General features: G+C 39.7%; 11 protein-coding genes and 5 tRNA genes. 15 read left to right on the top strand and 1 reads right to left on the bottom strand.

What is annotated here, in order from left to right:
• The first annotated feature begins 86 nt into the window (after positions 1-86).
• The 6 genes from GXK58_RS23985 (at position 87) to rocF (ending at position 1705) form a co-directional block, all read left to right on the top strand.
• A tRNA-Tyr gene (locus tag GXK58_RS23985) sits at positions 87-171 on the top strand.
• Positions 172-217: 46 nt separating this feature from the next.
• Positions 218-292, top strand: a tRNA-Gln gene (locus GXK58_RS23990).
• A gap of 2 nt (positions 293-294) precedes the next feature.
• Positions 295-367, top strand: a tRNA-Lys gene (locus tag GXK58_RS23995).
• Between the two features lie 30 nt (positions 368-397).
• Positions 398-472: transfer RNA gene (locus GXK58_RS24000), tRNA-Gly, on the top strand.
• Between the two features lie 2 nt (positions 473-474).
• A tRNA-Ala gene (locus GXK58_RS24005) sits at positions 475-550 on the top strand.
• Positions 551-805: 255 nt separating this feature from the next.
• On the top strand, positions 806-1705 hold the full coding sequence (rocF, locus tag GXK58_RS24010; protein ID WP_160725700.1) for an arginase: 900 nt from the start codon (positions 806-808) through the stop codon (positions 1703-1705).
• A gap of 40 nt (positions 1706-1745) precedes the next feature.
• Here the strand turns inward: rocF and GXK58_RS24015 are convergent, their stop codons facing one another.
• On the bottom strand, positions 1746-1967 hold the full coding sequence (locus tag GXK58_RS24015) for an aspartyl-phosphate phosphatase Spo0E family protein (protein ID WP_160725701.1): 222 nt from the start codon (positions 1965-1967) through the stop codon (positions 1746-1748).
• Between the two features lie 124 nt (positions 1968-2091).
• On the opposite strand from GXK58_RS24015, the gene sigW reads away from it, so the two are divergent.
• The 9 genes from sigW to GXK58_RS24060 all read left to right on the top strand — a co-directional run bounded on the left by sigW (position 2092) and on the right by GXK58_RS24060 (position 14849).
• A complete protein-coding gene (gene sigW, locus GXK58_RS24020) occupies positions 2092-2655 on the top strand; it encodes an RNA polymerase sigma factor SigW (RefSeq protein ID WP_160725702.1) in 564 nt (187 codons plus the stop codon).
• Positions 2656-2671: 16 nt separating this feature from the next.
• On the top strand, positions 2672-3280 hold the full coding sequence (locus GXK58_RS24025) for an anti-sigma factor family protein (RefSeq protein WP_160725703.1): 609 nt from the start codon (positions 2672-2674) through the stop codon (positions 3278-3280).
• A gap of 145 nt (positions 3281-3425) precedes the next feature.
• Complete coding sequence (gene cdaA / locus GXK58_RS24030; protein WP_160725704.1) at positions 3426-4253, top strand: diadenylate cyclase CdaA; 828 nt, start codon at positions 3426-3428, stop codon at positions 4251-4253.
• The gene (locus GXK58_RS24035; RefSeq protein ID WP_160725705.1) at positions 4246-5505 is read left to right on the top strand and encodes a CdaR family protein; all 1260 of its coding nucleotides are present in this window, start codon (positions 4246-4248) and stop codon (positions 5503-5505) included. The genes cdaA and GXK58_RS24035 overlap by 8 nt, the downstream gene beginning before the upstream one ends.
• A gap of 39 nt (positions 5506-5544) precedes the next feature.
• Positions 5545-6894 carry a phosphoglucosamine mutase gene (gene glmM, locus GXK58_RS24040; RefSeq protein WP_160725706.1) on the top strand — a complete coding sequence of 450 codons (1350 nt, stop codon included), beginning with the start codon at positions 5545-5547 and terminating at the stop codon, positions 6892-6894.
• A gap of 512 nt (positions 6895-7406) precedes the next feature.
• Positions 7407-9209, top strand: coding sequence for a glutamine--fructose-6-phosphate transaminase (isomerizing) (gene glmS / locus GXK58_RS24045; RefSeq protein ID WP_160725707.1), 1803 nt, complete (start codon positions 7407-7409; stop codon positions 9207-9209).
• 353 nt (positions 9210-9562) lie between these two features.
• Positions 9563-11470: a PTS mannitol transporter subunit IICBA gene (locus GXK58_RS24050; RefSeq protein ID WP_160725708.1), complete on the top strand. Its 1908-nt coding sequence runs from the start codon at positions 9563-9565 to the stop codon at positions 11468-11470.
• A gap of 134 nt (positions 11471-11604) precedes the next feature.
• Positions 11605-13701 carry a BglG family transcription antiterminator gene (locus GXK58_RS24055; RefSeq protein ID WP_160725709.1) on the top strand — a complete coding sequence of 699 codons (2097 nt, stop codon included), beginning with the start codon at positions 11605-11607 and terminating at the stop codon, positions 13699-13701.
• A 5-nt stretch (positions 13702-13706) separates the two neighbouring features.
• Positions 13707-14849, top strand: coding sequence for a mannitol-1-phosphate 5-dehydrogenase (locus tag GXK58_RS24060; RefSeq protein ID WP_160725710.1), 1143 nt, complete (start codon positions 13707-13709; stop codon positions 14847-14849).
• Positions 14850-14867 lie beyond the last annotated feature (18 nt).

Raw genomic sequence — 14867 nt, forward strand, 5'->3', positions numbered from 1 at the left:
CTCAATTGGTAGAGCAACTGACTTGTAATCAGTAGGTTGGGGGTTCAAGTCCTCTCGCCGGCACCATCTTTACTTTTTTGAAATGTGGAGGGGTAGCGAAGTGGCTAAACGCGGCGGACTGTAAATCCGCTCCCTCCGGGTTCGGCGGTTCGAATCCGTCCCCCTCCACCATTTATATTTTTGAAAAAGTTGGACATACTTAAATTAATTACATCTTTGGGCTATAGCCAAGCGGTAAGGCATCGCACTTTGACTGCGACATGCGTTGGTTCAAATCCAGCTAGCCCAGCCAAAGAGCCATTAGCTCAGTTGGTAGAGCATCTGACTTTTAATCAGAGGGTCGAAGGTTCGAGTCCTTCATGGCTCATTTATTTTTAAATTAATATTACCGAATGTTGCGGAAGTAGTTCAGTGGTAGAACATCACCTTGCCAAGGTGGGGGTCGCGGGTTCGAATCCCGTCTTCCGCTCCATTGGGGTCTTAGCTCAGCTGGGAGAGCGCCTGCTTTGCACGCAGGAGGTCAGGGGTTCGATCCCCCTAGACTCCACCATCACACTACATATTTGCCTTAAATCATGTCAATGGTTTAAGGCTTTTTTTATTGGTTTACAGCCTCTAGACTAACAAGCTGCTCCATTCCATATTATCAATTCTCCTTTTATGCAGGTAATAAACTTAGATGCAACCACTTACCTACAGAATATTCAAAAAATAACGTATATATATACAACACTTTGTCGAGTTGAGTCATCTATATCAAAACAGTTAAAATAGTCAGTATATTAGGTAAAAGGGGAGAATGGAGATGACTAGAAAGCTGTCAATTATCGGAATGCCGATGGACTTAGGACAAATGAGACGTGGAGTAGATATGGGGCCAAGTGCCATTCGTTATGCAGGTATAAATGAACGCCTAAAGCCATTATTTGATGAAATACATGACTGGGGGGACATCCCGGTTGGCAGACCCGAAGTAGTCATTGATAAAGATTCCAATCTTAGAAACCTAGATTTAGTTGCGGAGAAAAGTGCTTTGCTTGCAGAAAAAGTTGATGAAGCTGTTCAATCGGGAGACTTTCCACTAGTACTTGGCGGGGATCACAGCATTGCGATTGGTACATTGACAGGTGTTTCGAAACATTATAAGAACCTTGGTGTCATTTGGTATGACGCACATGGCGATTTAAATACTGCTGAGACCAGCCCATCAGGAAATATCCACGGTATGCCTCTAGCAGTGAGCATGGGATTGGGGCATCCTCTATTAACTGAAATCGGAGGATATCATCCAAAAATTAAACCAGAAAACATTATAATTATTGGTGCAAGAGCACTAGATGATGGAGAGAAAGAACTAATAGAGGAAAAGGGAATGAAAGTCTACACTATGCATGAAATTGACCGTTTAGGAATGACTAAGGTAATGGAAGAAACTATTGCCTACCTAAAGGCAAATACGGATGGAGTACATTTATCACTAGATTTAGATGGTCTAGATCCAACTGATGCGCCAGGAGTAGGTACTCCCGTAATTGGAGGAATCAGCTACCGTGAAAGTCATCTTGCCATGGAAATGCTAGAGGAGGCAGGCATTATCACTTCTGCTGAATTTGTAGAAGTAAATCCAATACTGGATGAGAAAAATAAAACTGCCATCTGTGCGGTTGAATTGATGGGTTCACTTTTTGGAGAAAAATTACTATAAAAATTGACAGCTGCATATTAGCGTATGCAGCTTCCCTATTTTAACGGGTTAATAATGAATGATATTTGTTCAGTAAGCCATCAAGTTTCCTACTTACTTCAATTACCTTGTGATTAGACAGGGAAGTATCGGATGCTAATTTTACCATATGATTTCGTAGAGCCTCTATTTCCTCTTGTAATCCACGGAATGGAACGGACAAAAATCCCACCTCTTTCAGGTTTATATTATCTTTTTCCCCTGAAGTAAAATCTTTAAACATATTTTGTCCACATTAGTAAATTTTTGTTAATATAATAGATGTTGAGAAAAGTCTCTTTAAAAATTGAAACTTTTTTGGCTAGCATTCGTATATCGAATAGCGACATTGGAGCTGAGGAAACTTAATGGATAAAATAGTGAAAAAAAGAATAAAACAGGTCATCAAAGGAGATCAAGACGCCTTTGGAGAGATAGTGGAAACTTACAAAAACAGTGTTTACCAATTATGTTATAGAATGCTTGGTAATCGCCATGAGGCAGAGGATATTGCGCAGGAGGCATTTCTTAGAGCATATGTGAACATCAAGTCATTTAACCAGGATTTGAAATTTTCAACTTGGCTATTTCGAATTGCCACTAATCTATGTATTGACCGATTGCGTAAAAAGAAACCTGATTACTATTTAGATGCCGAAGTATCAGGCACCGAAGGGTTAACGATGTATTCACAAATCTCTTCAGATACTCCGCTGCCAGAGAATGAGGTAGAAAGCTTGGAGCTCCAAGAGACCGTTCAAAAGGAAATCTTAAAACTCCCAGAAAAGTATCGATCGGCCATCGTCCTGAAATACATGGAAGATATGTCCCTAAATGAAATTAGTGAAATTCTTGACCTTCCCCTAGGAACCGTTAAAACAAGGATTCATCGCGGGCGGGAAGCATTAAGGCAGCAATTAAGATACGTATAAAGAGGTGAAAGGATAAATGTGTCCTGAACAGATCATCGAACTCATGCATGATTACTTGGATGAAGAACTAGACCTAGAAAAAGAACAAATCCTAAGAGACCACCTCAAGGAATGTAAAGAGTGTGATAGCATCTTTATTGAATTGAAAAAAACAGATGCATTTGTTAAAGGAATTACACATATGCACGCACCGCCGGATTTTACAGCAGGGGTGCTTGCCCGTCTGCCGAAGGAAAAGAAAAAGGTGTGGATGCAGAGGTGGTTTACGAACCATCCTATGCTCACTGCAGCTTCTGTTTTCATCGTATTAATGATGGGAAGCTTGTTCTCTAGTTGGAGCCAGGATCGTGAATTCTCCGTTTCTAACCAAGAAAATTTAGTGGTTAAAAATCATACTGTTATCGTTCCTAAAGGTGAAACGGTTAAAGGGGATGTCGTTGTCCACAATGGTGATGTACGGATAGAAGGAGAAGTCCAAGGTGATGTGACGGTTATAAACGGAGAAAAGTATCTCGCTTCTGCCGGGCATGTAACCGGGCAAATCGAAGTAGTGAATGAAGTTTTTGACTGGATTTGGTATCATATGAAGAGTACAACTCAAAATGTGATTGATATCTTTCATTAGCCGGAGATAAAATAAAAACAAATCACTCCACCTTGAGTGATTTGTTTTTTTTAACAAGTAGATATAATAAGTTGTATGGTGAATTTATGATATAATAATTAGGTTCTTGAAATAAATGTTCTTAGAAGTTACGGAGGAAGAGACAATGCAGTTTGCAGATCTCAGTATATGGAAGTATCTAGCTAGTATTGTTGATATTGCCCTCGTATGGTACGTCATTTACAAACTGCTCAATGTAATAAGAGGCACTAAGGCCGTTCAGTTATTAAAAGGGATCATTGTTATCCTTCTTGTCAGGGTGGTCAGTGAGTGGCTTGGCTTAATTACATTAAGCTGGATGATGCAGCAGGCCATAAATTGGGGATTTCTTGCAGTTATCATTATTTTTCAGCCTGAGGTGAGGAGAGCGTTAGAGCAGCTAGGAAGAGGCCGATTCTTCTCGAGAAGCAGTACGCAGGATGATGATAACCAGGAAAAAGCAATCGAAGCCATAGTAAAGGCAACTGATTATATGGCCAAACGCCGAATTGGGGCCTTAATTTCAATTGAAAGAGAAACAGGAATGAGTGATTACATAGAAACAGGGATACAATTAAATTCTAATATCTCGTCAGAATTGCTCATAAATATCTTTATTCCAAATACACCTCTTCACGATGGTGCAGTTATACTCCAAAAAAATACTGTAGCAGCTGCGGCATGTTATCTTCCTTTATCAGAAAGCCCCTTTATCTCAAAGGAGCTTGGTACAAGGCATCGGGCTGCGCTGGGAATAAGTGAGGTCACCGATAGCTTGACGGTCATTGTTTCCGAGGAGACAGGAAGTATCTCCCTTACGAAAAATGGAGAACTCCACCGTGAGCTGAAGTTGGAGGAATTAAAGGACCTGCTTACGCGGGAAATGGTTATTCAGAATAAGTTAAAACAAGCTTCTTCAGCTCGATGGAACTGGAGGGGAAAACAAAATGGATAAATTGTTTGATAATCCTTGGTTTATAAAAATACTGGCTTTATTATTGGCAGTCTTATTATATTCCTCCATACCTCATACATCTAGTAAGTTTACGGATGTTAACGTCCCGGGGGAACAATCAACTGAAACTATAAAAGATATCCCAGTGAAAGTTTATTATGACACAGAGAACCTGGTTGTATCGGGGATACCAAACACAGTGGATGTGACCATTAAGGGGCCAATCACACATGTTCAGTCGGCAAAGGCTTTGAAGAATTTTGAGGTATATGTTGACTTGACAAATGCTAAAATTGGAAAGCAAAAGGTAAAGCTAAAGATAAGAGATCTTTCAGATAAATTAACGGCAACGATGAAGCCGACATCTGTGACTGTTAACGTTCAGGAAAAAATCACTCAAGAATTTAAGGTCGAAGCCGAATTTAATTCAGAACAAATAGCGGACGGCTATTCTGCCGGACAGCCGGTGGTAGAACCTAACAAGGTGAGAATCACCGGGGCTAAAAGTGACGTCGATCAAATTACCTATGTAAAAGCAACCCTTGCGGTCAATGGGGATTTAAAATCAACTACCACTAAAGAGGCACAGATTCAAGTACTTGATAAATCACTTAATAAGTTGAATGTAACAATCGAACCGGAAACAGTAAAGGTAACCATACCAATTAAGGCAAACAGCAAAACAGTTCCAATCAATATCGTTAAAAAAGGAACGCCTCCTGAAGGTGTGACAATTGAATCGATTGAGCTTGATGAAACGGAAGCCAAAATAACTGGAAGCGAAAGCGTCCTGGATAGTACAGAGAGCGTCCGAGTGGAAGTAGACCTAAGTAAAATAACGGAAAATACGACGCTGACACTGCCAGTGATTATATCAAATGGGGTAACCAAAGTGTCTCCGCAGCTGGTAAAAGCAACTGTTGTGGTCAAAAAAGAGGAGCCGAAGACGGAAACAAAAACCAATGCAGAAGTCCAGAAAACAATCTCAGCTATCCCGTTAAACATTCAAGGGTTAGCGGAAAATGTTACAGCGGAGATTAATGACCCTGCTGATCAGTCCGTTAATTTAGTTGTTAACGGGCCGAGTGAGTCGGTAAATGAATTGGGACCTGACGATTTTACTGTTACTATTGACTTATCTGGTCTGAACGAAGGGACTCACGATGTGGACATTCAGGTGAAAGGTCCGACAGATGTAGAATGGACCTCAGACAAATCAACAGCAAATATAACAATAACTGATAATGCCTAAAATCTAGCAATACACATGTTGAAGGAGAGATTTTTTAAGATGGGTAAATATTTTGGTACCGATGGGGTACGTGGAGTAGCTAACAGCGAATTAACACCGGAGATGGCCTTTAAGTTAGGCCGCTTTGGCGGTTATGTTTTAACAAAGGATAAGGATCGCCCTAAAGTACTAATAGGCCGGGATACACGTGTCTCAGGTCATATGTTAGAAGGCGCACTCGTAGCAGGACTCCTTTCTATTGGTGCCGAGGTTATGCGTTTAGGTGTAATCTCCACTCCAGGGGTATCATACTTAACTAAAGCGTTAGGCGCACAAGCAGGTGTCATGATTTCAGCTTCACATAACCCTGTTGCAGATAACGGAATTAAATTCTTTGGTCCAGATGGTTTTAAGCTGTCAGATGATCAGGAGTTAGAAATCGAGAATTATATTGATATGCCGGAAGATCAACTGCCACGTCCTACAGGAGAAGAACTTGGTCAGGTGATGGATTATTTTGAAGGTGGTCAGAAGTACTTGCAATATCTGAAAAATAGTGTCGATGAAGATTTCTCAGGCATTCATATTGCCTTGGATTGCGCGCACGGGGCAACCTCTTCATTAGCAAGTCATTTATTTGCTGACTTGGATGCTGACTTATCGACGATGGGTGCTTCACCAAACGGATTAAATATAAATGCAGGGGTTGGATCAACACATCCAGAAGCACTTGCCGCACTTGTTAGGGAAAAGGGAGCGGACGTTGGTCTTTCCTTTGACGGAGATGGAGATCGTTTAATTGCAATTGATGAAAAAGGGAATATCGTTGATGGCGATCAAATTATGTATATCTGCGGGAAGTATTTAAAGGAGCAGGGCCGCTTAAAGCATGGAACCATTGTTTCAACAGTGATGAGTAATCTTGGTTTTTACAAGGCGCTTGAAACTCATGGAATCCATAGTGTTCCAACAGCGGTAGGTGACCGCTATGTTGTAGAAGAGATGAAGAAGAATGGTTTCAACCTGGGCGGGGAACAATCAGGACACATTATTTTCTTGGACTACAACACTACAGGCGATGGGTTGTTATCTGGATTGCAATTAGTAAATATCATGAAGGTAACCGGGAAATCATTATCTGAGTTAGCCGGTGAAATGAAGAAATATCCGCAAAAGCTTGTCAATGTACGAGTAACGGATAAAAATCATGTGACTGACAATGAAAAGGTTAAAGCTGTCATTGAACAAGTTGAAGCAGAGATGGCTGGAAACGGAAGAATTCTTGTCCGCCCAAGCGGAACAGAACCGCTTGTTCGCGTGATGGCAGAGGCTGCAACCGAAGAGCAGTGTGAATCTTTTGTCAGCCGGATTGTTGAAGTTGTAAAAGAAGAGATGGAATTAAAGGAATAAATTCCAGAATTCGTGTGGTTTAAAAAGCAGGAAGCGTCTTCTTAGCTGAATAGAAGTGAGTTTGGATATGCATAAGGGAACGGAACGATTCCCTTATGCATATTTTATTATGTAAAGTTTATGATATGTGATGTAGTCTATTTTATTATTGACTACGATTGACAAATCGTGTAAGATTAACATGCTTGTTTCTTATAGCGAATATTTGAAGGAGGGCAGAGGTTGTTTCCGGAAAAAATAAAGCGCCTGAACTAATCAAAAGACGGTTTGATTAGTTGACGAGGAGGAGGAGTATCGAATGTTCGGCGGATACCTCCCGGTTGAAAGTGCACAACCGAAAATTCTTCTTTAAAACATAGAGGTAACTCTGTGCACAAAGAGAGGAATATGCGCATAATAACTGTAATGTTTAACAAGGTATAGACAGATGCCTTTATCAAAAACAGAGATGAGGGGGCAGGCATTGCCTCCAGAAGCATACTTGCCCCCTGAATCCAGGGAGGAAAAAGAAAATGTGCGGAATTGTTGGATATATTGGAAATAGCGACTCAAAGGAAATCTTGTTAAAAGGTTTAGAAAAGCTTGAATATAGAGGATATGACTCTGCAGGAATCGCTGTAAAAAATGAAAATGGGATTCATGTCTTTAAAGAAAAAGGCCGGATTGCGGATTTACGTGAAATTGTAGCTGAAGAGGTCAAAGCGAATATCGGAATTGGTCATACTAGATGGGCAACACACGGTGTCCCAAGTAAGTCAAACTCCCATCCACACCAAAGTGCGTCAGGACGTTTTACACTTGTTCACAACGGTGTAATCGAAAACTATGAGCTCTTGAAGCGTGAATATTTAACAGATGTTCCATTTAGAAGTGAGACCGACACTGAAGTTGTGGTACAGCTAATTGAAAAATTTGTTAATGAAGGCTCAGAGGTTATTGATGCATTTCGTAAGACACTGACCCTTTTACATGGATCATACGCAATTGCCCTTTTAGATGAACAAGACAATGAAACCATTTATGTTGCTAAAAACAAAAGTCCTCTTTTAGTCGGCCTTGGTGACGATTTTAATGTGGTTGCCAGTGATGCAATGGCGATGATTCAGGTAACAAATCAATACCTTGAATTAATGGATAAGGAAATTGTCCTTGTTACAAAAGATGAAGTGACCATTCAAAACCTGCAAGGTGATATCATTAGCCGTAAGCCATACACTGCTGAATTGGATGCCAGTGACATCGAAAAGGGAACCTATCCGTACTATATGTTAAAAGAAATCGATGAACAGCCGCTAGTCGTGCGTAAAATTATTCAAACTTATCAAAATGAGCAAGGGGCATTGACCGTTGACTCTGAAATCATAAATGCTATGAATGAATCTGACCGTGTATATATTATCGCGGCAGGTACTTCTTATCATGCAGGTCTGGTTGGAAAGCAGTTCATTGAGACGATTGCAAAACTGCCAGTTGAAGTTCATATTGCGAGTGAATTTGTTTATAATATGCCGCTTCTAACGAAGAAGCCGTTATTTATCTTCATCTCACAAAGCGGTGAGACTGCTGACAGCCGTGCTGTACTTGTAAAAGTGAAAGAACTGGGTTATCGTACCTTAACGATTACGAATGTACCAGGTTCGACGCTTTCACGTGAAGCAGATTACACGCTATTATTGCATGCTGGACCTGAAATTGCGGTAGCTTCTTCTAAAGCTTATACAGCACAATTGGCTGTGTTAGCGATCTTAGCGGATGTAACAGCGAAGAGCCAAGGAATTCCTGTTGGTTTTGACTTGGTGCATGAGCTGGGTATTATTGCTAATGCGATGGAAGTATTATGCGACTCAAAAGAGCTGATTGAACATATTTCAAGAGAGTTCTTATCTGTCACACGCAATGCCTTCTTTATCGGCCGCGGGGTTGATTATTATGTTGGGCTTGAAGGTGCATTGAAACTTAAGGAAATTTCTTATATTCAAGCAGAAGGCTTTGCTGGCGGTGAGTTAAAGCATGGTACGATTGCATTAATTGAAGAAGGTACACCAGTTATTGCCCTTGCAACTCAAGAAAGTGTAAACCTAAGCATTCGCGGAAATGTAAAGGAAGTTGTAGCCCGCGGAGCAAATCCATGTATTATTTCTATGGATGGTTTAAATATGGATGACGATAGTTTTGTTATTCCAGAAGTACATGAATTACTAACACCACTTATCTCTGTTATACCACTGCAATTAATTGCTTATTACGCAGCCTTGCACCGTGATTGCGATGTTGACAAACCACGTAATCTGGCTAAGTCTGTTACGGTTGAGTAAAAGTAATTCTATAGGCTTGGAGATGAATCAGCATTTGATTCGTCTCCAAGCCTTTTTTGTTTTTTTAAAACATTAATGTTGGCAACATCAAGATGACAAATTGAAAGTTAGTATAAATTGAACATGTACTGAAAACGTTTTATTCTAAAAACAGAAAGAAAATAAATAGCATGAAGGGAGAAAAACATGCCTTAATTCATTGCTAAAAAGAGTAGGTGAATATTTCATATTCTTCGAGAAACAATATGTTTGTCACTTTGGTTGTGACAAATATCACTTTCTACTTTATTGAATACAGAGGACTAGTACTTTACTATATATAGGGTAATAAAACAATGAAGGGATGAGAGCAAATGGCTCAATCAAATATAAAAGTAGGGGTCCAGAAATTTGGTAACTTCCTAAGCTCGATGGTTATGCCGAATATTTCCGCTTTTATAGCGTGGGGTCTTATTACGGCATTATTTATTCCAACTGGTTTCTTTCCGAATGAAAGCCTTGCCAAAATGGTCGGCCCGATGGTCAGTTACCTACTGCCGCTCTTAATTGGTTACACAGGCGGTAAGCTTGTACATGACCAGCGCGGAGGAGTAGTTGGTGCGATTGCAACGATGGGTGTTATAGTGGGGGCACCAGATGTTCCTATGTTCTTAGGTGCCATGATTATGGGACCATTCGGCGGCTGGGTGATCAAGAAATTTGACCAATTAGTAGAAGGCAAAATTAAAGCTGGCTTTGAAATGCTGGTTAATAACTTTTCAGCAGGTATTTTAGGTGGATTGCTTGCCATTCTATCATTCTTGGCAATCGGACCGGCAGTAGATGTGTTTACAGGCTGGCTTGTTGCGGGTGTGGATTGGTTAGTAAGTACAGGATTATTACCACTAACAAGTATCATCATTGAACCTGCGAAAATCTTATTTTTAAATAATGCTATCAACCATGGAGTTCTATCACCAATCGGTGTAGAGCAAGCGAAAACAGCAGGAAAGTCTTTACTATTCCTTCTAGAAGCGAACCCAGGACCTGGTATTGGTGTCTTGCTTGCCTACTGCATTTTTGGAAAAGGTACAGCGAGAAGAACAGCACCGGGTGCTGCAATTATTCAATTCTTTGGCGGGATTCATGAAATTTACTTCCCATACATTTTAATGCGCCCTATGTTGTTCTTAGCCGTTATTCTAGGCGGTATGAGCGGCGTATTCACTTTAGTTCTATTAGGCGGAGGATTACTTGCGCCAGCATCACCAGGCAGTATCCTTGCGATTATGGCAGTTACTCCGCATCATGCAGGAACATACCTAGCCAACCTAGCGGGAGTACTTGTAGCAGGAATCGTATCTTTCGTTATTTCCTCTTTTATTTTAAAAACAGGTAAAGAACAAACAGAAGATATTGAAGAAGCAGCAAGAAAAATGCAGGAAATGAAAGGGAAAAAGAGCTCAGTCTCTAATGTATTTGCGTCTAATGCCGGCACAATGCCTGAAAAAGTAAACAAAATTGTGTTTGCTTGTGATGCAGGAATGGGTTCAAGTGCAATGGGTGCTTCTCTGCTCCGTAAGAAAGTAAAAGAGGCAGGACTGAATATTTCCGTTACCAATACGGCGATTAGTAACTTGCCAGCAGATGCACAAATTGTTGTTACTCAAGAAGAGTTAACACCTAGAGCACAGAATAAATTGCCAAATGCTTATCATATTTCAGTGGATAATTTCCTCTCAAGTCCAGAGTATGATAATTTAATTAACCAACTTAAAAATCCGGAAACGGCTCAACTGCAAGAAATCGTTGAGGATGCTGAAACGAATGTTCCTGAAGCAGACAACCAAGCGGACGATGCGCTGCTTCTTGAGAAAAATATTTTCTTAAATCAAAGCTTCTCTTCGAAGGAAGAGGCGATTCGTTTTGCTGGAAGAGCGTTGGTTAATGCGGGATATGTAAAGGAAAGTTATATTGAGGCCATGATTGCGAGAGATGAAATGACATCGACTTACATGGGTAACGATGTAGCGATTCCCCATGGAACAGAGGATGCGAAAAAAGATGTCTTAAATTCTGGTTTTACCGTTCTTCAAGTACCAGAGGGCGTGGATTTTGATGGCCAAAAGGTTCGTCTTATTTTCGGTATCGCAGGGAAAGACGGTACGCATCTTGAGATTCTTTCAGGAATTGCTGTAACATGCTCAGATATGGCTAATATTGAAAAATTAGTTGAAGCAAAATCTGCTAAAGAAATTATGGATATATTAAATACTAAATAATAGGGTTATGAATAGAAAAATCGGCACCGCCGTTTTTTCTATTCAGTTTTTTATTATTTTTCCTCATTCGTCACTGAAAGGACATGCCAGACGGATCGTCCCTTTATGTTACTTTACAGAAATGAGTTGGTAGCGTGTATATTACTACAAGGGAAAAGGCAATTATTGAGCTGCTGGTTAAAACTTCGGGGAAACATACGGTAGCGTCACTTGCCAATCATTTAAATGTTAGCGTAAGGACCGTTCATCGAGATTTAACCGGGGTAGAAAAGATCCTTCAGTCGTTTGATCTTCACTTACTTCGTAATATGGAAACAGGGCTTAAAGTTGAGGGGAAAAATGAAAGTATCTTTCGTTTGATCCAAAACATAATGACTATGGATCCAATTGATCAAACTTCGGAAGAAAAGAAATTACAGCTGCTGATTGCTTTGATGCAAGAGGAAGCCTTTAAAATACAATCATTAGCAAGTGAACTTGGGGTTAGTAATGCAACGCTAACAACTTATTTAGAAGATTTGTCAAAATGGTTAGACCCTTTTCATGTGACAATCACAAGAAAGAGGGGCGTTGGTGTTGATCTCGTCGGGACGGAGTCTGCTAAACGGAAAGCACTGGCTGGCTACTTCTTTACCCATTTTAATGAGGAATTAATCGAAAGCCTATTCTTGTTGGAAAATGAAAAGAATACCCAAGAGGTGATTCTTTACTATTTTCAGCCAGAATACATTTCTGTGATTGACCAGCTGGTAAATTCTATTTTTAATCAGACACAGCAGCGCCTTGCAGATAATGATTATATTGGCCTTATTGTACATACAGGTATAACCATGCAACGGACAGAGGCTTCATATTTACTAGAAGAAGATGCAGGGACGTTCAATCATCTGACGAATGAATATAACTTAATTAAAGAAATATGTATACAGCTTGAAGCTGCCTTTTCAGTGTCGTTTACGGAACAAGATATCATCTATCTTGCTGCCATTTTAAAAGGATCTAAACTACAGTCTGTAGATGTTGTACCATATGATAGTTTAGTTTTAAGTAAAATGGTAAAAACCCTGATACAGGATGTTTCTTCCCAGCTCCATATTGATTTAACAAATGATTTTTCCTTGTATCAAGGGCTCCTTGCACACATGGAACCGTCCCTTTATCGAATGAAACAACAGATGGGATTGTATAATCCCCTCAAAGAGGAAATAAAACAGAAATATCCCTTTTTATTTTTAGCGGTAAAAAATAGCGTTGAAAACTTGTTTAGGGATACGATTTCCATACCAGATGATGAAATTGCTTTTATTGTCCTTCATTTTGGATCGGCTCTCGTATTACGGGAAGAGAAATTATCGATCCATGCTTTAGTCGTCTGTCCAACAGGTATTGGGACATCAAAAATGCTTGCAAGCAGGATAAAAAAGGAAATTATCGGCATTGATCAGATTGAAATCAAGTCTATTAAAGAAATAAAGGATCAAACAAATTTAAACAATTATGATTTGATTATCTCGACTGTAAAACTCTCATTTTTAGATATTGATTATCTCTTGGTTTCTCCGCTTTTGACAGAGGAAAATATAGCTGCCATAAAAAGTCACTTAAGAAATAATCTAAGAACCTTAACCGAAAAAAAGGAGTATTTGCCTTTTACAGATTTGACTGGTGTCTCACAGACAGCCATTACACCAAGTGGAACCATATACGATGTGCTAAATCAGCTAAAAACAGTGCAAGAAAGTATAGAGTTCATACTAACAAATTTCAGGGTTTATCGGATGGACCAATTGAATGAACACGAGAAAGTGTTAGCTGAAATGGTTATCGCCGCTCAAAAAGAAAATCTTTTAAACTCTGCTATAGATGTCCTGACCACGTTAAGGGAAAGGGAAAGAAAAGGCGGCTTAGGGATACCAGGGACTGGAATGGGGCTTTTTCATTGCAGGGATAAAAATGTTCAAACACTCATTTTTCGAATTGCCCATTTAAATGAACCAATTATGATTAAGGGGATGGATGGCAAGGATATGTTTATGAGGAATCTATTATTGTTGCTGGCTCCGGAAGAGATGCATGTCAAAGAGCAGGAAATAGTCAGCTTAATCAGTACAAGTTTGATTGAAAACAATGAATCGATGATGATTTTTTCATCATCAAATGAACAAATGATCCGCGCAAAGTTAGAGGAAATCTTTATGAATTATCTACAAACAAATTTATTAAAGGGATGATAAGAATGAAGCTAGCAGTTCATTTCGGAGCAGGGAATATTGGAAGAGGATTTATCGGAGCGCTATTTTCACAGTCTGGCTACCATGTTACTTTTGTTGATATTGCAGATCAAATTATTGATCTGTTAAATGAAAAAAAACAGTATCAAGTGAAATTAGCCACTGTTGAACAAGAAAGCATGACCATTAATAATGTTTCTGGCTTAAATAATAAAACACAAGAAAGCGAAGTAGTCGAAGCAATCAGACATGCGGAATATGTAACCACTGCAATAGGGCCAAATATCCTTCCGCATATTGCTCCGCTCATTGCCAAAGGATTAGCTGAGAGAGTAAAAACCAGTGATGAGAAGTTGTACGTCATCGCATGTGAGAATCAGATTTCAGCTACCGACCTATTAAAAGGATATATTCTTGAACATTTAGATAGTGAGACGAAGGAGAAACTAGAAGGCAGAGTGTACTTCTTTAATTCCGCAGTTGACCGAATCGTTCCACTTCAAAACAATCAAGGCTCACTTGATGTATTAGTAGAACCTTATTATGAATGGGTAGTAGAAACAAGTGAAAATATCCCTCAAGTTGAAGGAATGAGTATCGTTGCTGACTTGGCTCCATTTATTGAAAGAAAGTTATTTACTGTAAACACAGGTCATGCAGTTATTGCCTATCTGGGTTACTTAGGGAAAAAGCCTACTATTGACCAAACATTAGCAGATGATGAGATTCTAAAACAAGTTCAAGCAACCTTAGGTGAAACCGGTGCCTATCTTATCCATCAATATGGGCTAAATGCTGAAGAGCACAGCCAATACATTGATAAAATCATTCATCGTTTTGAGAATGCCTATTTAAATGATGATGTAACAAGGGTAGGACGGTCGCCAATCCGTAAGCTTGGACCTAATGACAGACTTGTTCGTCCTGCAGTTGAAGCCCAAAAAGCTGGATTATCATACACAAATTTAGCGAAGGCAATTGCTTCAGCATTACTTTTTGATAACCAGGAAGATCCGGAAGCTGTAAAACTTCAAGGGATGATCAAGGAAAATGGCCTCCTTGCTGTTTTAAAAGAGGTAAGCGGTTTGGATGAGAATAGTGAAATCACCAAAGAAGTCATTAAATCATATGACTTACTGAAGAAATAAGAAAAAGGGTCAGTCCTT

Source organism: Bacillus sp. USDA818B3_A (genome assembly GCF_009928415.1).
In the GTDB taxonomy this organism is placed as follows: Bacteria; Bacillota; Bacilli; order Bacillales; family Cytobacillaceae; genus Neobacillus.